The organism is Rhizobium sp. GN54 (assembly GCF_021026345.1).
In the GTDB taxonomy this organism is placed as follows: Bacteria; Pseudomonadota; Alphaproteobacteria; order Rhizobiales; family Rhizobiaceae; genus Mycoplana.
The window spans coordinates 46,214-64,150 of record NZ_JAJNCZ010000008.1; the positions used below are offsets into that span (position 1 = coordinate 46,214).

General features: G+C 66.8%; 15 protein-coding genes. 7 read left to right on the forward strand and 8 right to left on the reverse strand.

Annotation, left to right across the window (positions count from 1 at the left end; translation table 11 throughout):
• Positions 1-111: 111 nt before the first annotated feature.
• Positions 112-3,825, forward strand: a complete 3,714-nt coding sequence (locus tag LQK81_RS19425; protein WP_230808037.1) for a PAS-domain containing protein — start codon at positions 112-114, stop codon at positions 3,823-3,825.
• Between the two features lie 24 nt (positions 3,826-3,849).
• Here LQK81_RS19425 and mnmD read toward each other — a convergent pair whose 3' ends face one another.
• On the reverse strand, positions 3,850-4,614 hold the full coding sequence (mnmD, locus tag LQK81_RS19430) for a tRNA (5-methylaminomethyl-2-thiouridine)(34)-methyltransferase MnmD (RefSeq protein ID WP_230808038.1): 765 nt from the start codon (positions 4,612-4,614) through the stop codon (positions 3,850-3,852).
• On the opposite strand from mnmD, the gene LQK81_RS19435 reads away from it, so the two are divergent.
• Positions 4,613-5,803, forward strand: a complete 1,191-nt coding sequence (locus LQK81_RS19435) for an NAD(P)/FAD-dependent oxidoreductase (protein ID WP_230808039.1) — start codon at positions 4,613-4,615, stop codon at positions 5,801-5,803. The genes mnmD and LQK81_RS19435 overlap by 2 nt on opposite strands.
• 3 nt (positions 5,804-5,806) lie before the next feature.
• Here the strand turns inward: LQK81_RS19435 and LQK81_RS19440 are convergent, their stop codons facing one another.
• On the reverse strand, positions 5,807-6,184 hold the full coding sequence (locus LQK81_RS19440; protein WP_230808040.1) for a PRC-barrel domain-containing protein: 378 nt from the start codon (positions 6,182-6,184) through the stop codon (positions 5,807-5,809).
• A 140-nt stretch (positions 6,185-6,324) separates the two neighbouring features.
• Here LQK81_RS19440 and puuE point away from each other — a divergent pair, with 140 nt between their 5' ends.
• The 4 genes from puuE to uraH are packed head-to-tail and all read left to right on the forward strand — an operon-like array spanning position 6,325 to position 8,639.
• Positions 6,325-7,254, forward strand: a complete 930-nt coding sequence (gene puuE, locus LQK81_RS19445) for an allantoinase PuuE (protein ID WP_230808041.1) — start codon at positions 6,325-6,327, stop codon at positions 7,252-7,254.
• On the forward strand, positions 7,251-7,754 hold the full coding sequence (uraD, locus tag LQK81_RS19450; RefSeq protein ID WP_230808042.1) for a 2-oxo-4-hydroxy-4-carboxy-5-ureidoimidazoline decarboxylase: 504 nt from the start codon (positions 7,251-7,253) through the stop codon (positions 7,752-7,754). The genes puuE and uraD overlap by 4 nt, the downstream gene beginning before the upstream one ends.
• Positions 7,747-8,280 carry an ureidoglycolate lyase gene (locus LQK81_RS19455; RefSeq protein ID WP_230808043.1) on the forward strand — a complete coding sequence of 178 codons (534 nt, stop codon included), beginning with the start codon at positions 7,747-7,749 and terminating at the stop codon, positions 8,278-8,280. The genes uraD and LQK81_RS19455 overlap by 8 nt, the downstream gene beginning before the upstream one ends.
• Positions 8,277-8,639 carry a hydroxyisourate hydrolase gene (gene uraH / locus LQK81_RS19460; RefSeq protein ID WP_230808044.1) on the forward strand — a complete coding sequence of 121 codons (363 nt, stop codon included), beginning with the start codon at positions 8,277-8,279 and terminating at the stop codon, positions 8,637-8,639. Before LQK81_RS19455 ends, uraH begins: the two co-directional genes overlap by 4 nt.
• 115 nt (positions 8,640-8,754) lie before the next feature.
• Here uraH and LQK81_RS19465 read toward each other — a convergent pair whose 3' ends face one another.
• From LQK81_RS19465 to LQK81_RS19480, 4 genes are all read right to left on the reverse strand, one after another.
• Positions 8,755-9,810 carry an alcohol dehydrogenase family protein gene (locus LQK81_RS19465; RefSeq protein WP_230808217.1) on the reverse strand — a complete coding sequence of 352 codons (1,056 nt, stop codon included), beginning with the start codon at positions 9,808-9,810 and terminating at the stop codon, positions 8,755-8,757.
• Between the two features lie 186 nt (positions 9,811-9,996).
• Complete coding sequence (gene guaD, locus LQK81_RS19470) at positions 9,997-11,304, reverse strand: guanine deaminase (RefSeq protein WP_230808045.1); 1,308 nt, start codon at positions 11,302-11,304, stop codon at positions 9,997-9,999.
• Positions 11,301-12,542: a urate hydroxylase PuuD gene (gene puuD / locus LQK81_RS19475; RefSeq protein WP_230808046.1), complete on the reverse strand. Its 1,242-nt coding sequence runs from the start codon at positions 12,540-12,542 to the stop codon at positions 11,301-11,303. The genes guaD and puuD overlap by 4 nt, the downstream gene beginning before the upstream one ends.
• A gap of 117 nt (positions 12,543-12,659) precedes the next feature.
• Complete coding sequence (locus LQK81_RS19480; protein WP_230808047.1) at positions 12,660-13,556, reverse strand: LysR substrate-binding domain-containing protein; 897 nt, start codon at positions 13,554-13,556, stop codon at positions 12,660-12,662.
• 103 nt (positions 13,557-13,659) lie between these two features.
• On the opposite strand from LQK81_RS19480, the gene LQK81_RS19485 reads away from it, so the two are divergent.
• The gene (locus tag LQK81_RS19485) at positions 13,660-13,872 is read left to right on the forward strand and encodes a hypothetical protein (protein ID WP_230808048.1); all 213 of its coding nucleotides are present in this window, start codon (positions 13,660-13,662) and stop codon (positions 13,870-13,872) included.
• Positions 13,873-14,126: 254 nt separating this feature from the next.
• Here the strand turns inward: LQK81_RS19485 and xdhB are convergent, their stop codons facing one another.
• A complete protein-coding gene (gene xdhB / locus LQK81_RS19490; protein WP_230808049.1) occupies positions 14,127-16,463 on the reverse strand; it encodes a xanthine dehydrogenase molybdopterin binding subunit in 2,337 nt (778 codons plus the stop codon).
• Positions 16,463-17,935, reverse strand: a complete 1,473-nt coding sequence (xdhA, locus tag LQK81_RS19495) for a xanthine dehydrogenase small subunit (protein WP_230808050.1) — start codon at positions 17,933-17,935, stop codon at positions 16,463-16,465. Before xdhA ends, xdhB begins: the two co-directional genes overlap by 1 nt.
• Between the last annotated feature and the right edge of the window lie 2 nt (positions 17,936-17,937).

Sequence of the window (17,937 nt, forward strand, 5' to 3'; positions counted from 1 at the left end):
TGAAGACGCAACCATACGGCGCAAGCAACCGTTTCTTAACCATCTGTTCAAGTCCTCCGTGCTAATCGCTGGAGACAGACTTCCTTCTGCCCATTCTTGGAAAGCGCCGGCGTGGCTGACATACGAGACGATCTTTTGCTGACCGCCCGCGAAGCGATCCTGGCGCAGAAATCGCCGGCCTACATCAAGAGCAGCGAGATGCGTTATCTCGCCGTCAACGATGCCTTCTGCACGCTCTTCGGCCTGTCGGAGAGCGAGGTCACGGGCCGCAGCGGCGAGGAGATCGGCGAGGGCGAGGGCCACGAGGACAGGAGCGAGCACGAGCGCCGCTGCCTCGTTTTCGGAAGCGACGAGACGGCCCGCTATCATCACGGGGAAAGCGGCTCCTCCTTCGTCATATCGATGCGGCGGCAGAAACTGTCGCCCGCCCTTTCGATCGTGGTCGGCACTTTCCTGCCGGCGACGGAATCGCTTGCCAACCGCCTCGACGTGCTGGCGCAGGGAGCGGGCATCGCCTTCGCCGGCGGCCCGGAGGGCCCCCCTGTCGCCGGGCTGTCGAAGGTGGTGGCCGAACCCGTGGTGGCCGACGCAAGCCCCGCCTCGGCGGAGAACCTGCTGGATGCGATCGGGACCGGCGTTGCGATCTACGACCGCGCCGACCGGCTGACCCACGCCAACCAGGTGATGCGCGCCTTCTACACCGCGCTTCTGGGCGAGGTCGCCGACAAGGACATCACCATGCGCGCTCTGCTGGAGGCGCTGTACGAAGTCGAGGCGCCGGAGGAGGCGGCCGACGAAGGGGAGGGCGTCCGCGAGGACTGGATCCGGCGCCGGCTTGAGGAATACGAACTGCCGCTGTTCGAGCGCGTCAGCCGGACCGTTGCCGGCGGCTGGATGCGGCTCGTCACCCAGCGCCGCCCCGACGGCACGCTGGTGGCGCTGCGCTCCGACGCCACCGCGATGAAGGAGAACGAGAGCCGGCTGCGCCAGCAGGGGCAGGAGATCGGGCTCTACCGTGCGCTGCTCGACGAATTGCCGGTGGCGACCTTCGTGCGCGACGAGAAGCAGCGGCTGGTGTTCGCCAACCGGGCCTTCCTCGAACTGACCGGACTTGTCGCCGCCGAGGTCATCGGCAAGACCACGCACGAGATGTTCCCCGACCAGGGCGAGGAGTTCCATGCACAGAACCAGCGCGTTCTGGACGACGGTGAACTGGTGGAGATGGAAACCGAGTTCCACCGGGAGGGCGGCCAGGTCGTCCCGACCATCGCGCGCAGCTACCGGGTGATCTCCGCCGACAACCATAAATACCTGATCGGCTCGATTACCGACACCTCGATGCTGAAGCGGCGCGAGGAACAGCTGATCGAGGCGCGCCGGCAGGCGGAAGAGATCAAGGCTGACCTGGAAAGCATCGTCGCCTCGCTGCATGTCGGCATCGTCGTGGTCGACGAGAGTTCGACGATCGAGCGGGTCAACAGCGCCTTCGAAAGCCTCTGGGACGGTGCGCTGCCGGCGCTGACCGGAGAGCCCTTCAGCGCGCTGCTGCGGTTCAAGAAGGAACAGGGCGAAACGATCGGCATCGAGGCGGATGTTTGCGACACCGATCATCAGGCCTGGCTCTGCCGGGTCCGCGACGGCGGGTTTCCGACGCGCGAGGTCGGCTATGCGAACGGCCGCACGCTGATCGAATCCGGGCAGCCGATATCGGGCGGACGCTGCCTGCTGACCTATATCGACATCACCGAGCGGCGCGAGCACGAGCGGGAGGTGCTGGAGACGCGCAGCGCGCTCGAGGAGGTCGGAAGCCTGGTCAAGGACGCCATGGCGGCGATGAGCCAGGGGCTGCTCATCATCGACAAGGACCGCGTCGAACTCGCCAACGAGGCGCTGCTGTCGATGGTGGACATCGCTCCCCACCTGCTCCGGCCCGGGGCGCTGGTGGCCGACATCATCGCCGATTGCCGCGAACGCGGCATCTACGGCTACTCCGGTGACCAGCGCGTCTCGATCGCGGACTTCCGCGAAACGCTGCTGCGCGACCGGAAGACTTCGATCACGCTTCTGAGCGGCAAGGGCAGCTGGCTGCAGATCGAGGCGCGGCCCACCGAGCACGGCCGGATCGTCTTCGTCTTCTCCGACATCAGCCAGTTGAAGGAGCGCGAGGACGAGCTTCGCCGTCTCGTCGTCCGGGCGGAGACGGCCGACAAGGCGAAGTCCGAGTTCCTGGCCAATATGAGCCACGAGATTCGCACGCCGATGAACGGGGTGCTCGGCATGGCCGAGCTGCTGGCGAAATCGAACCTCGACACGCGCCAGAAGACCTTCATCGACATCATGGTGAAGTCCGGCAATGCGCTCTTGACGATCATCAACGACGTGCTCGACTTCTCCAAGATCGATGCGGGCCAGATGAGCCTGCGCAAGGCGCCGTTCAATCCGCTGGAGGCGGTAGAGGACGTGGCGACGCTCTTGGCGGCGAAGGCGGCCGAAAAGAATATCGAACTGGTGGTCCGGGGGGCGGCGGACATGCCTGCGGCGGTGCTCGGCGACGCCGGGCGCTTCCGCCAGATCGTGACCAACCTCGTCGGCAATGCGGTGAAATTCACCGACCACGGGCACGTCCGCATCGACATGGCCGCGCAGGAGGCCGAAGACGGCAGGATCGACGTCACCCTGACGGTGGAGGATACCGGCACGGGCATTCCGGAAGACAAGCTCGCCTCGGTGTTCGAGAAGTTCTCGCAGGTCGATTCGTCCTCCACCCGCCGTCATGAGGGCACCGGCCTGGGCCTGGCGATCACCCATGGCCTGGTGACGCTCTTCGGCGGCTCGCTCTCGGTGGCGAGCACGGTCGGCAAGGGGTCCATCTTCACCGTGACCCTGCCGTTCGAGATCGACCAGCTCTCGGCGTCGAACACGGCCGTGCCCATCAACCTGCGCGGGACGCGCATCCTAGTCGCCGACCGGAGCGAGGCGACGCGCACCGTCGCGCGCGAACTGCTGTCGGAGTGGGGCTTCGACGTCACCGCCGTGGCCAATGCCGAGGAAGCGCTGGCGCTGCTTTCGGCGGCCAGCGCCATCGACATCATGGTGGAGGCGGTCATCGTCGACCGCACCATCCGCGACGGCAACGGCCGCACGCTGATCGAGGCGATCCGCAAGGAGTTTCCCGAGACAGCGCTGATCGCCGTATCCACCTTCAGCGGCGCCTCGCCGCAGGGCGGGATGGAGGCGTTCGAGACCGAGGCGCACCTGATGAAACCGGTGCGGGCGGGGCTGTTGCGCGAGGCGGTGTGCGAGGTGGTACGGGCGGCACGCCGACGCGCATCCGGCCAGACCGGCCCGGAGGCCGAAGGCGGCATCGTCGTCAGCATCCGGCCGTCATCGCCTGCGGCTGCGGCCGCAGCGGAAGGGACCGTCGACGTGCTCGTTGCCGAGGACAACGAGGTCAACCAGCTGGTCTTCCGGCAGTTGCTGGAGGGGCTGGGGGTCGGCTACGAGGTGGTCGCCAACGGCGAGGAGGCCGTCCGGGCCTACCAGCGGATGAAGCCGCGGGTGATTCTGATGGACGTGTCGATGCCGGTCATGAACGGCCACCAGGCGGCGCGGGCGATCCGCGACCTGGAGAAGGGGACGCGGGACCGCGTGCCGATCGTCGCGGTGACCGCGCATGTGCTCGACGGCGACCGGGAGAACTGCCTGGCGTCTGGGATGGACGACTACCTGACGAAACCGATCAGCACCGACCGGCTGGAGGAAATGCTGGGGCGCTGGATGGACCTTGCCGCATTTTCCGCCGGCCGCCGCTCCACGCTTCACTGACCGGACGCTTGCCGCAGGCCGGCTTCAGGGACGCCGGCCGCACAGCATCTCGCGCTTTCCGGCAAAGCCCGGGCGTCGCTCCACCGCAAAGCCGGCACCGGCGAGATTGCGCCGAACGAAACCCGCAGCCGCATAGGTCGCGAACGTGCCGCCGGGGCTCGTGTGCCCGAACACCTGCCCGATCAGTTCCGCCGACCACATATCGGGATTGCGCGACGGGGCGAAGCCGTCGAGATACCAGGCGTCGAAGGAGAGGCCACACGCCTGAAGCCCCTCCAGCGCGGGGCCGCAGACGACGGTGAGGCGGGTGCGTTCGTCCAGTTCCAGGGCGATCGCACCATGACCGTCCGGCGCCTCCGGCCAGAGACCGGACAGGGCCGCGCGCTCGCGATCGATCTGTGGCCAATGGGAGAGCGCACGGTCGATGGCCGCCCGGGGCAAGGGGAAGCGCTCGAAGGAGACGAAGTGCAGCGTGCCGAGGGCGTCGCCGCGGGCGGCGCGCCATTGCCGCCAGGTCTCGCAGAGATTGAGGCCGGTGCCGAAGCCGAGTTCGCCGATCGTGAAGTCGCCGCCATCCGACCAGCGGGAGGGCAGGCCGTTACCGTCGAGAAAGACGTGGCCGCATTCCAGACGGCCATCGGTGCGACAATAAAAGTGATCGCCATAGGCCTGCGAATAGGGCATATCGCCCTCGTGCCAGTCCAGGGCCAGATCGGGGGCCAATTCGGGCGTCCGGTCGGTCGTCGGTCCGTTCGCCGCCGCGGCATTTTCAGGAGCGTTTTCAGCCATGCCGCCAGTCGATAGTCGCCTCAGCGGCCCCGGTCAACCGCAGCCCGACGTGCTGGTGATCGGCGGGGGCGTCATGGGGCTGTGGGCGGCCCTGATGGCGGCGCGCGCCGGGCTCTCGGTGCTGGTCGCCGAGCGGCACCGGGTCGGCGCCGGCGCCAGCGGCGGCCTGCTGGGCGCGCTGATGCCGCACCTGCCGGACCGCTGGAACGCCAAGAAGCAGTTCCAGCTCGAGGCGCTGGTCTCGCTCGAGGACGAGATTTCGGCGATCGAGGCGGCGACCGGCCTTTCGGCCGGCTATCGTCGCTGCGGGCGCGTCATTCCGCTGGCCGGGCCGCATCATCGCGAGCGCGCATTGAAGCATTCGCGCGATGCCACGGCCGTCTGGGACGCTTCGGGACGGACGTTTTCCTTCGACGTGCTCGACCGCGCACCGGCAGCAAGCTGGCCGGCGGGAGAGGCGGCGGCAAGCGGGGTGGTGTTCGACAGCCTCGCCGCACGGGTGTCGCCGCGGGGCCTTTTGGCCCTTCTGCGCGCCGCGCTCGAGGCGATGCCGCAAGGGCGTGTCGCAGAAGGCGTCGATATCGTCCGCCTCGATCCGGTCGCGCGGGTTGCGCGTTGCGCCGATGGCACGGATATCGCGTTCGGGCATGTGGTGGTCTGCGCGGGCGTCGCAGGCTTCGAACTGCTGACGGGACTGGAGCCGCGCATGCTGCCGCGGCCGCTGGGCGTGGCGGTCAAGGGGCAGGCGGCGCTGTTTACGGCCGTGCTCGATCCCGATCTGCCGATCCTGTTCGACAACGGCATCTATGTCGTGCCGCACGACGGCGGGTATTGCGCGGTCGGCAGCACGAGCGAGGACGCGTTCGGGGACGCTGCCTCCACCGACGGGTTGCTGGACGATGTGATCGAAAGGGCGCTGCATCTTGCGCCGGTGCTGAGTCGGGCGTCGCTGGTGGAACGCTGGGCGGGATTGCGGCCCAAGGCGATCGGGCGGGACCCGATGGCCGGCCTGCATCCGGAGTTTCCCTCCGTCGCGGTTCTCGGCGGTGGCTTCAAGATCAGCTTCGGGATCGCGCACGAGCTTGCGCGCGCCGTCGTCAGACAGATCGACGGCGGTAGCGCAGGGGAGCTACCGCCGTCGTTTGCCATCGGCGCGCATCTGGAGGCTGCGCGCCGGGTTCCCGGCTAGGCGTCACATCCAGTAGGGCGGAACGCCGTAGTAGTCGTGGATCAGCTTGCCGTTGCGGCGATCCCATTCGTATTCCGCGTCGCTCTCGTAGTGCGGTGCGGCCTCGACCTGTTCCTTGGTCACGTCGATGCGATAGCCGCTGAGGCTTTCGTCATAGTTCAGCTTGCCCCAGGGCAGCGGATAGTGGTCGTGGCCGATGCCAAGGAAGCCGCCGAAGCTGAGCACGGCATACGAGACGTGGCCGCTGCGCTTGTCGAGGATCAGCCGTTCGATCGAGCCGATGTGCTTGCCGTCGGCGCCGTAGACGGCGGTGCCTTCGACCTTGTCGCTGGCGATCAGGGCTTCGGTTTCCTTGATGTTCGCATCCTGAGCAATCATCATGTTCTCCCTTTCTGGTTTTCCGAAAAATCAACGCGCCGGTCGCGCTCTTGTTCCATCGCCGACATCGTGGACAGGCCGCTTTCCGCCTCGACTTTCCTGCCGCGGATGCTACCGTCGCCGAAAAGTCTCAAGGTGGAACCATGTCTGAAAAGCCCTATCCGCGCGACCTCGTCGGCTATGGCCGCACGCCGCCCGACCCGCTATGGCCGGGGGATGCGCGCATCGCCGTGCAGTTCGTCGTCAACTACGAGGAGGGCGGCGAGAGTTGCGTGCTCGACGGCGATCCGGCATCCGAGAACCTGTTGTCGGAGATCGTCGGCGCCCAGGCTTGGCCGGGCCAGCGCAACCTCAACATGGAATCGATCTACGAATACGGTTCGCGTGCCGGCTTCTGGCGGCTGTGGCGTCTGTTCACCAGCCGCAAGGTGCCGGTCACCGTCTATGGCGTGACGCTGGCGATGGCGCGAAACCCGGAAGCGGTCGCGGCCATGAAGGAGGCGAACTGGGAGATCGCCAGCCATGGCTACCGCTGGCTGGAGTACAAGGATTTTTCCGAGGAGGTCGAACGCCAGCACATCCGCGATGCCGTGCGGCTGCATACCGAACTGACGGGATCGCACCCGCTCGGTATGTACCAGGGCAAGCCGTCGGCGAACACGCTGCGGCTGGTGATGGAGGAGGGCGGCTTCGTCTACTCCTCCGACAGCTATGCCGACGACCTGCCGTTCTGGGTGAAGGGCATCGACGGCGCGCCGTTCCTGATCATTCCCTATACGCTCGAGACGAACGACATGCGGTTTGCCACGCCGCAGGGCTTCAATTCCGGCGACCAGTTCTTCACCTATCTGAAGGACGCCTTCGACGTGCTGTATGAAGAGGGCAAGGAGGGCAGCGCGAAGATGCTGAACGTCGGGCTGCACTGCCGGCTCGTCGGCCGCCCGGGCCGGGCGGCGGCCCTTGCCCGCTTCGTCGACTACGTGCTGTCGCACGACAAGGTCTGGGTGCCGCGCCGCATCGACATCGCCCGCCACTGGCACGAACATCACAAGCCGAAGGGGGCCCAGCCGTGACGCGCGCGGATTTCATCGCCCGCTTCGGCGGGGTCTTCGAGCACTCGCCCTTCATCGCCGAGCGCGCCTATGACGCCTGTGGCAACGAGGTGCCGCGGACGGCCGACGGCCTGCACGCGGCGATGGCGGCGCAATTCCGCACGGCCTCCGCCGAGGAACAGCTCGGCGTGCTGCGGGCCCATCCGGATCTCGCCGGCCGACTGGCGATCGCCGGCGAGCTGACCGAGGACAGCCGCAAGGAGCAGGCCGGTGCCGGCCTCGACCGGCTGAGTGCTGCGGAACATGCGCGCTTCACCGCGCTGAATGCGGCCTATGTGGAGAAATTCGGCTTTCCCTTCATCATCGCCGTCAAGGGGCTGACGAAGGACGATATCCTTTCCGCCTTCGAGACGCGCATCGAAAACAGCCGGGAACAGGAGTTCGAGACGGCGAAGGCGCAGGTGGAGCGGATCGCGCTGTTGCGGCTCGGCGCGCTCCTGCCGGGAGACGGCGATGCCTGACCCGCGCGAGACCGGCGGCGGGCCGGCCGTCCTCCGCATCCGGCCGCTGACGAAGGCGGCGTTCGCGCCCTTCGGCAGCGTCATCGAGGCCGATCCCGCAGCCATGCGGCTGATCAACGGCGGCAATACCGAGCGCTATCATGCGCTGGCGGAGGCCGAGGCGACAGGGCCGGAGGCGCGCGTCGTCATCAACATCTTCCGCGGCAGCCCGCGTGCCTTTCCCTATGCCGTCACGATGATGGAGCGCCATCCCTTCGGCAGCCAGAGTTTCTCGCCGATCGACGACCGGCCCTGGCTTGTGATCGTCGCCGAGGACGCGGGCGGCCGTCCCGGCCTGCCGCAGGTCTTCCTCGCCGGCGGCCGGCAGGGCGTCAACTATCGCCGCAACGTCTGGCATCACCCGCTGATGACGGTCGGGGCGACCAGCGACTTCCTCGTCGTCGACCGGAGCGGTTCCGGCGACAATCTCGAGGAATTCTTCTACGACGAACCCTTCATCATCGAGCAGGCGGAGTTGCGCCCATGACCAGGCCCGGACGACTGACGACGCATGTGCTCGACACCGCGCTGGGAAAACCGGCCGCGGGCCTGACGATCGACCTCTTCTGGCTGGAGCAGGGCGACCGGCAGTGGATCACCACGGTGAAGACGAATGCCGACGGGCGTGTCGACGCCCCGCTGGTCGAGGGCGTGGGCTTCATGGCCGGAACCTACGAACTGGTGTTCCATGCCGGCGACTACCTGCGGGGCACCGGGGCGGACTTGCCCGATCCCGCCTTCCTCGACGTCATCCCCCTGCGCTTCGGCATCGCCGATCCGTCGAGCCACTACCACGTGCCGCTGCTGCTCTCGGCCTATGGGTATTCGACCTACCGGGGGAGTTAGAGCACTGCCGGCGATTATTGACTCGCCGGCAATGCTCTATCTTCTTGGTTTTACGCAATTCCAGACGCAGAACCGGTTCCCACTTTTGCTGGAATTGCTCTCGTTTTCGAATGCGTCAGGCTCCGTCCGGCGTCACCACGAGCTTGCCGACGAATGCCTTCGCCATGAAATCGGTCTGCGCACGGTGGAATTCCGAAAGCGGATAGACCCCGCCGACCAGCGGGCGGATCTTCCGATCCTCGATATAGCCGACCAGACGGCGGAAATCGGCGCGACTGCCCTGGCTGGAGCCGTGCATCTCCAACTGTTTCAGATACAAGGTCCTGAGGTCGAGTTGGACGACCGGGCCGCCGATTGCGCCGGCCGTGGTGTAGCGGCCCTCGGGGCGGAGGACCTTCAGGAGATCGTTGAACATCGGGCCGGCCACGAGATCGGCCACCACGTCGATCGGTCGTCCCCCTGCGGCCCTATCGACCGCCGCAACGAAATCGCCCGCGCCTCGGGTGACGATCGCCTCGGCTCCGATCTCGCGCAACGCCGCCTCCTTGCCCGGTGCGGTGACCGCAATGGGGATGGCGCCGCGGGCGCGCGCAAGCTGGACGATGGCCGAACCCACGCCGCCCGAGGCACCGGTGACGAGGACGAGTTCACCGGCGGCGAGCCTGGCCCTTTCGAGCATACGCTCGCCGGTCAGATAGGCGCAGCAGAAGGTGGCGAGTTCGATGTCGGTCAGGTCGGTCTCGACCGCGTGGGCGTTCTCGGCCGGCAGCGCCTGGTATTCGGCATAGCCGCCGTCGCGGCCGTGGCCCATGTAGTCGATGTCGGCGAGGCTGTCGTCGTCGCGGTTGTAGATCGAGAAATCCACCATGACGCGCTGGCCGACGCGCAACGGATCGACGCCGGCGCCGACGGCCACGATATGACCGACGGTGTCGGTTCCCTGGATACGGGGAAAGGTCAGCGTGTTGCCCTGCCGACGCCAGGTGGACACTGCCTGCGGGTCGTCTTCGGTGCCATAGGCGCCTTCGCGAACCCAGACATCCGTGTTGTTCATGCCGCAGGCGGTCACCTTGATCAGCACCTCCCCGTCCGCGGGTACGGGAACAGGCACTTCGCGGCTGTAGACCAGCTTGTCGAGGCCGCCATGCCCCACCAGTCGTACCGCCGCCATCGTCTTGGGGATGAAGCTCAACGCGATGCCTCCTTCTTCGTCCGGCCGCTCCCATGGCAGCGCCGGTTCGATCAGGAGCGATGCTGGCACATCGTTTGAGAGAGAGTGTCCAATACCGGGCGCTTCGGCAGAGGGATGGGCTAAATTTTCGGCTTCGGTGGTGAATCTGCCTGCTTTCTGCCGGAACTACAGAGCCGCCTTCATCGCCTTTCCGGCCACATAGGTCTCGCGCACCGCGCGGTCGTCGCCGAGGGTCTGCAGCAGGAAGAGTTCGTCGGCGAGCGAGCGGACGACCTCCATCCGCAGCGCCATGGCCGGAGTGGCTGCGGCATCGAGGACGACGAGGTCGGCGTCGGTGCCGGCATCGAGCGTGCCGATCCTGTCGGCCAGCGACACGGCTTGCGCGTTGCCGAGCGTCATGTGGTAGAAGCTTTCGAACGGGTTCAGCCGCTCGCCCAGCAACTGCTGGATCTTGTAGGTCTCGTCCAGCGTCTTCAGCATCGAATAGCTGGTGCCGCCGCCGACATCGGTGGCAAGGCCGATCCGCACCGGCTTTTCCCGTCGCGACAGCGCCTTCAGCGGAAACAGGCCGGAGCCGAGGAAGAGGTTGGACGTCGGGCAGTGGACGGCGACCGCGCCGGCCTCGCTCATCGCATCCGCCTCGCGATCGGAGAGGTGGATGCAGTGGCCGAACAGGCTCTTGGGCCCGAGCAGGCCGTAGTGCGCGTAGACGTCGGTATAGTCGATCGCGTCCGGATAGAGTTCGGCGGTGAAGCGGATCTCCTCGTCGTTCTCGGACAGGTGCGTCTGGATATGCAGGTCGGGGAATTCGCGGGCGAGCGCCGCCGTCATCTCCATCTGCGCCGGCGTCGAGGTGATGGCGAAGCGCGGGGTGATGGCGACGTGGTTGCGGCCCTTGCCGTGCCATTCCGCGATCACCGCGCGGGTCTCGTCATAGCCCATCTGCGGCGTGTCGAGCAGGCCCTGCGGGGCGTTGCGGTCCATCATCACCTTGCCGCCGATCATGCACATACCGCGCTTCAGTGCCTCGGCGAAATAGGCGTCGGCGGAGGCCTTGTGCACCGAGCAGTAGGCGACCGCGGTCGTCGTGCCGTGGCGGATCATCTCGTCATAGAAATGGCGGGCGATCCTGGCCGAATGCTCCGGCTCGACGAAGCGGCATTCCTCGGGAAAGGTGTGGGTGTTCAGCCATTCCAGCAGGTTTGCGGCATAGGCGCCGATCACCTGCATCTGCGGGAAATGCACGTGGGTATCAATGAAGCCCGGCATGATCAGGCAGGGCCGGTGGTCGATCTCGTCCGCATCCGCCGGCGCTGCGGCGCGCACCTCCGCATAGGGACCGACGGCGGCGATGCGGCCGTCCTCGATCAGGAGGCCGCCGTCGTCCTCGTAGCGATAGGCGTCCCTGTCGTCGATGCCGTCCGGCCGGCGGACGAAGCCGAGCAGGCGCCCGCGCAGAAGCGTTGCCGTCATCGTGCGTCTCCTTGCGAAACCGCGCTTTCGTACCAAGCGGTCAGCAGTTGCCGCTCGTCCGGCGTCACGTCGGTGAGGTTTCCGGGAGGCATGGCATGGCTGCGGCCCGCCTGCAAATAGATTTCGCGGGCGTGCCTTGCGATCGCTGTGTCGCTGTCGAGCACCACGTCCTTCGGTGCGGCGTGCAGGCCCTCCCACACGGGCTCGGCGGCGTGGCACATGCTGCACCGGCTGATGACGACGTCGCGGGCGGCGGGGAAATGGGCGTCGGCGGCGAACTTCTGGAACACCGGCGCGGGCGCTGCCTCCGCCGTCTCGCCGGTCAAAACCTTGGGAACGGTCGAAAGCCAGATGATCAGGATGAACAGGATCGTGGTGGCGAGCCAGGTCCAGGTCGGCCGGCCCTTCCTCGCATGCGTGGTGTTGAACCAGTGGCGGATGGTGACGCCCATCAGGAAGACGAGGGCTGCGATGATCCAGTTGAAGGCCGTCGCGAAGGCCAGCGGATAGTGGTTCGACAGCATGAAGAAGATGACGGGCAGCGTCAGGTAGTTGTTGTGCAGCGAGCGCTGCTTGGCGATGACGCCGTATTTCGGATCCGGCGTGCGCCCGGCGATCAGGTCGGCGACGACGATCTTCTGGTTGGGGATGATGATGAAGAAGACGTTGGCCGACATGATGGTGGCGGTGAACGCGCCGAGATGCAGGAAGGCGGCGCGGCCGGTGAAGACCTGTGTGTAGCCCCAGGCCATCGCTACGAGCAGGACATAGAGCAGGATCATCAGGCCCCAGGTGTTCTTCCCGAGCGGCGACTTGCAGAGCAGGTCGTAGAGGATCCAGCCGAGTCCCAGCGAGGCCAGCGAAATGAGGATGGCTGATGTGGCCGAGACGTCGAGCACCTGGCGGTCGATCAGGAAAAGCTCGGCGCCGCCATAGTAGACCAGACAGAGCATGGCGAAGCCGGAGAGCCAGGTGGCGTAGCTCTCCCATTTGAACCAGGTCAGGTGCTCGGGCATGGTGGCGGGCGCCACCAGGTATTTCTGGATGTGGTAGAAGCCGCCGCCATGCACCTGCCATTCCTCGCCATAGGCGCCGGGCGGCAGATGCGGCCGTTGCACCAGACCGAGATCGAGGGCGATGAAATAGAAGGAGGAGCCGATCCAGGCGATTGCCGTGACGACATGCAGCCAGCGCACGGCAAAGGCGATCCACTCCCAGGCGATGGCGTATTCGTACATGCAGGACCCCTCATCTCGTCTTCGTCGCAGCTTGCGAAAAAATCGCAAGGGAGGGAAGGGGATCGCGTGCAGTTCCCACCGCTGCATTGCGGCGCCGTCGTCCGATCGCCCAGCGATTCAGTCGACGAAGGTCGGCACCTCGGACTTCAGCCAGTTGCGGAACAGCCGGATCTTCGGCACGTTGCGCCGGCTTTCAGGATAGGCCAGCCAGTAGGCCTTGCCGTCGCTGCAGGCGATGTCGAAGGGCCGGTAGAGACGGCCGAGCGCCACGTCGATGGCGTAGAATTCCGGGTTGAGCATGGCAACGCCATGTCCGCCCATCACCGTGTCGGCCTCCAGCGTCTGCGTGCCGAGATAGGTGTGCGGGCGATCGCCGAGATCGACGCCGGATACGCCCGCCTCGGCGAACCACTGCGCCCACCAGGGATCGGTGGGATCGAAGATCGGCAGCTTCAAAAGGTCCTCGGGCCTGTCGATGCCGCCGACGCTTTCGGCAAGCCTGGGGCTCAGCATCGGCGTGAAGGTCAGTTCCATCATCCGGTGGCAGGCGAGCCCCGGCCAGTTGCCGTCGCCATAGCGAATCACAACGTCGACAGCCTCGCGGGAGAAATCGACCAGATGCTGGTCCGTCAGCAGGCGCACGGCCACCGTCGGGTTCTGCAGGTGGAAGGAGCCGAGATGCGGCGCGAGCCACCTCGACGCCATCGTGTAGGTGGACGAGATCACCAGCGTGCCCTCGGCATCCTCGAGCACCGAGGCGAAGGCCTCCTGCAGGATGGAGAAGGCGTCCGCCACCTTCGGCGCCAGCCGCTGGCCGATTTCGGTCAGGACGATCTGGCGCGGGCGGCGCAGGAACAGCGGCTCGCCGAGCAGGTCCTCCAGAAGCTTGATCTGGTAGCTGACGGCCGTCTGTGTCATGCCCAGTTCCTCGCCCGCCTTGGTGAAGCTGCCCTGGCGCGCGACCGCATCGAACACGCGCATCGCATTCAGCGGGAACTGGCGGGCCATCTTCATGGATAAGCTCTCTTGATGCATGCAGCCGGAGGTTCGATTGGAATTACAGCGCTTCGGGTCCCACAATGCAAGCAAGTTCAACAACCACCCATGAGGTGTCGTTATGGCCTTTCCCGTTCCTGTCCGCCCGTCTTCGACCGGTCAGCGCTCTCTGCGGGCCCCCTTCGACTGGTGGGTCCGGTCGATCGTCGAAGCCCTGCTGCCGCCGTTGTCGCGGCGCGCGTCGCGACTCGACCTCGACGATTTGCCCGATCACCTGAAGCGCGACCTGGGGTTCATGGATGGTCGCGGTCGGTATCGCGACGAGGGGCATTGAGCGAACGGCTAAACTCCCCTTGAGGAGGGGTGATACGTTGCCCCGCTCTTCCTCTTCTCCCCACCGGGGAGAAGGTGGCCCGAAGGGCCGGATGAGGGGGATGCGGCAGGCGCCGAGGTTGCGGGAAACCCCCTCATCGCCTTGCTGCCGTTTGGCACTTCTCCCCGAGGGGAGAAGAGGGCGTCTGCGGAGCCGCCACCTTTCGGACTGCTCTTCGGTCGACGGCGGCGAGGGCACGCGGGGGCGGCGCCCCCTCACATCCCCCGCAACCGCTCCACCGCCATCAGCACCCGCTCCGGCGTCGCCGGCGCATCCAGCTTCGGGCAGTGCCTGTACCCGGCGACGCTCGCTACCGCCATCGACAGCGCCTCCAGCACCGAGATCGCCAGCATGAAGGGCGGTTCGCCGACGGCCTTGGAGCGGCCGATCGTCGGCTCGGCGTTTTCCGACCATTCGGCCAGACGCACGTTGAAGATCTTCGGGCGGTCGGAGGCGAGGGGGATCTTGTAGGTGGAGGGCGCATGCGTGCGCAGCCGGCCCTTGTCGTCCCACCACAGTTCCTCCGTGGTCAGCCAGCCCATGCCCTGCACGAAGGCGCCCTCGACCTGGCCCTTGTCGATCGCCGGGTTCAGCGAGCGGCCGACGTCGTGGAGGATGTCGACGCGGTCGACCTGGTACTCGCCGGTCAGGGTGTCGATCGAGACTTCGGAGACGGCGGCGCCATAGGCGAAATAGTAGAAGGGCGAGCCCATCCCCTTCGCCCGGTCCCAATGGATCTTCGGCGTCTTGTAGAAGCCGGCGGCGGAAAGCTGGACGCGGGCCATGTAGGCCTGCTTGATGAAATCGGGGAAGGGGACCAGTGTCTCGCCGATGCGGACGTGATGCGGCACGAAGGCGATTTCGTCCGGTGCCACGGCCCATTTTTCCGCTGCGAAGGCCACCAGCCGCTCCTTGATCTGGCGGGCGGCGTCGTATGCGGCCATGCCGTTGAGATCGGAGCCGGAGGAGGCGGCGGTGGCAGATGTGTTCGGCACCTTCGCCGTCGTCGTCGCGGTGATCTTCACGCTGGCGACATCGACCTGGAAGGCGTCCGCCAGGACCTGCGCCACCTTGGTGAACAGGCCCTGGCCCATCTCGGTGCCGCCGTGGTTCAGGTGGATCGAGCCGTCCTGGTAGACATGCACGAGGGCACCGGCCTGATTGTACCAGGTGGCGGTGAAGGAGATGCCGAACTTCACCGGCGTCAGCGCGATGCCCTTGCGGATGACGCGGCTTTTCGCGTTGAAATCGAGGATGGCGCTGCGGCGGGCCTGATAGTCTGACGACCGCTCCAGTTCCTCGACGATGCGGGCTGTGATGTTGTCCTCGACCGGCTGGTGATAGGGCGTCAGCACGCGGTCGGAGCCCTTGTCGCCGTAGAAGTTTGCCTTCCGGATCTCCAGCGGGTCCCGGCCCAGCGCATAGGCGATCTCCTCGATGATGCGCTCGCCGCCGACCATGCCCTGCGGCCCGCCGAAGCCGCGAAAGGCGGTGTTGGAGACGGTGTGGGTCTTCAGCGGTTGCGAGGTCAGCTTCACGTCGGGGAAGAAATAGGCGTTGTCGGCGTGGAACAGGGCACGGTCGGTCACGGGGCCCGAGAGGTCGGAGGAGAAGCCGCAGCGGGCGGCGTAGTTGGCGCTGACCGCCCGGATGCGGCCTTCGTCGTCGAAACCGGCCTCGTAGGTGACGAGGAAATCGTGGCGCTTGCCGGTCGCCGTCATGTCCTCGTCGCGGTCGGGGCGGAATTTCACTGCGCGCTTCAGTTTCTTCGCGGCGATCGCGGCGATCGCGGCGAACTGGTTCGACTGCGTCTCCTTGCCGCCGAAGCCGCCGCCCATGCGGCGCACCTGCACGGTCACCGCATTGGAGGGGACGCCCAGCGCATGGCCGACCATGTGCTGCACCTCGCTCGGGTGCTGGGTGGAGGACCAGACGGTGACCTCGTCGTCTTCGCCGGGGATGGCGAGCGCGATGTGGCCTTCCAGATAGAAATGGTCCTGGCCGCCGACGCGCATCTCGCCGGCGATCCGACGCGGCGAGGCGGCAAGGGCCGCTGTGGCATCGCCGCGCGAGAGCGTCAGCGGATCGGTGACGAGGGCGGCGCCGTTTGCCAGCGTGTCGGTCACGTCGGTGAAGTGCGGCAGGTCACGGTACTCGAACTTCGCCAGACGCGCCGCCCTGCGCGCCGCCTCGCGGGTGGTCGCGATCACGGCAAAGACCGGCTGGCCGTGGAACTCGACCCGGCCTTCGGCTAGCACCGGTTCATCGTGGCGGCCGGTCGGGCTGATGTCGTTATGGCCCGGCACGTCGACGCCGGTCATCACCCAGACGACGCCTGGCGCGGTGCGGACGGCGGAAAGATCCATGGAGAGGATCTCGGCATGCGCCCGGTCGCTCATGCCGAGTGCGGCATGCAGCGTGCCCTCGGGCTCGGGCATGTCGTCGATGTAATCGGCGCTGCCGGCGACGTGCTTGTGGGCGCTGTCATGGCGCAGCGGCGCGTGCATCGGCGCCGAAATCGTCTTGCGTTCCTCGAAGGCGGACTTGTCCATCACGCCACCTCCTCGAACCGCCGCAGTTGCGCCGTCTCGCCCGTTGTCTCCAGGTAGAACCGCGTCAGCAGGTTCCTAGCCGCGAGCATCCGGTAGGCGGCGGTGGCGCGCCAGTCGGTGAGGGGGGCGTAGTCCTTTTCCAGTTCGGCTGCCGCGGCCTGTGCAGCCGCTTCCGTCCATGGCCGTCCCATGAGGGCCGCCTCGGCATGGCTTGCGCGCTTCGGGGTGGCGGCCATGCCGCCGAAACAGATGCGGGCGTCCGAGACTGTGCCGGCTGTATCCAGCGACAGGCGGAAGGCGCCGCACAGCGCCGAGATATCCTCGTCACGGCGCTTGGAAATCTTGTAGACGGCGAAGCGGTCGTCTGCTTCCGGGGCGGGCACGAACAGGCTTTCGACGAATTCGCCGGGCCGGCGGTCCTGCTTGCCATAGGCGATGAAGTAGTCCTCGAGCGGCAGTTCGCGACGGCCGGCGGTCGAACGCAAGGTCAGGCGCGTGCCGAGCGCGATCAGCGGCGGCGGCGTATCGCCGATCGGCGAGCCGTTGGCGATGTTGCCGCCGATCGTGCCCATGTTGCGCACCTGCGCGCCGCCGATGCGCTCGATCAGCGGGCGCAGGCCGGGCACGAGGTCGCAGAGGGCTTCGCAGGCCTGCGCATAGGTGACGCCGGCGCCGATCGTCAGGCCTTCCGGTTTGCTCTCTATCGCCTGCAGTTCCGATAGATGATTGATGAAGACGACGGGGTCGAGTTCGCGCATCTGCTTGGTCACCCACAGCCCGACATCGGTGGAGCCCGCGACCACGGTCGCCTTCGGCTCGGCCGCGAGCACCTCCCCCAGGGCTTCGGCGGAGGCCGGGACGACCACGCGGTTTCCGGTCCGGCCGAGATGGATCGTCTCATGTGGTGCGAGCGCTGCCAGCCTTTCCTTCACCGCCGCGCGCGTGCGCTCGATCGGGTCGAAAACGGTGCTCGGCCTGCTGGAAGCGACGGCTTCGGCGGCGGCCACGATCGGCTCGTAGCCGGTGCAGCGACAGAGATTGCCCTGCAGCGCCCGTTCGATCTCCGGCCGGCCCGGCCGGTCGCTGGCCAGCCAGAGCCCGTAGAGCGACATGACGAAGCCCGGCGTGCAGAAGCCGCACTGCGAGCCGTGGTGGTCGACGAGGGCCTGCTGTACCGGATGCAGCGTCCCGTCTGCGCCCGCAAGATGCTCGACGGTGACGACGTGGGTGGCGTTCATCGAGCCGAGCAGGCGGATGCAGGCGTTCACGCTCTCGTAGACGAGATCGCCGCCGAGGAGCCGGCCGACGAGGACGGTGCAGGCGCCGCAGTCGCCCTCGGCGCAGCCTTCCTTGGTGCCGGTCAGCCGCCGGCGCAGGCGCAGCCAGTCGAGCAGCGTGCCGGTTGCAGGCACGTCGTCGAGGGCGATCTCCTCGTCGTTCAGGATGAAACGGATGCGGTCGGTCTCTTGCATGC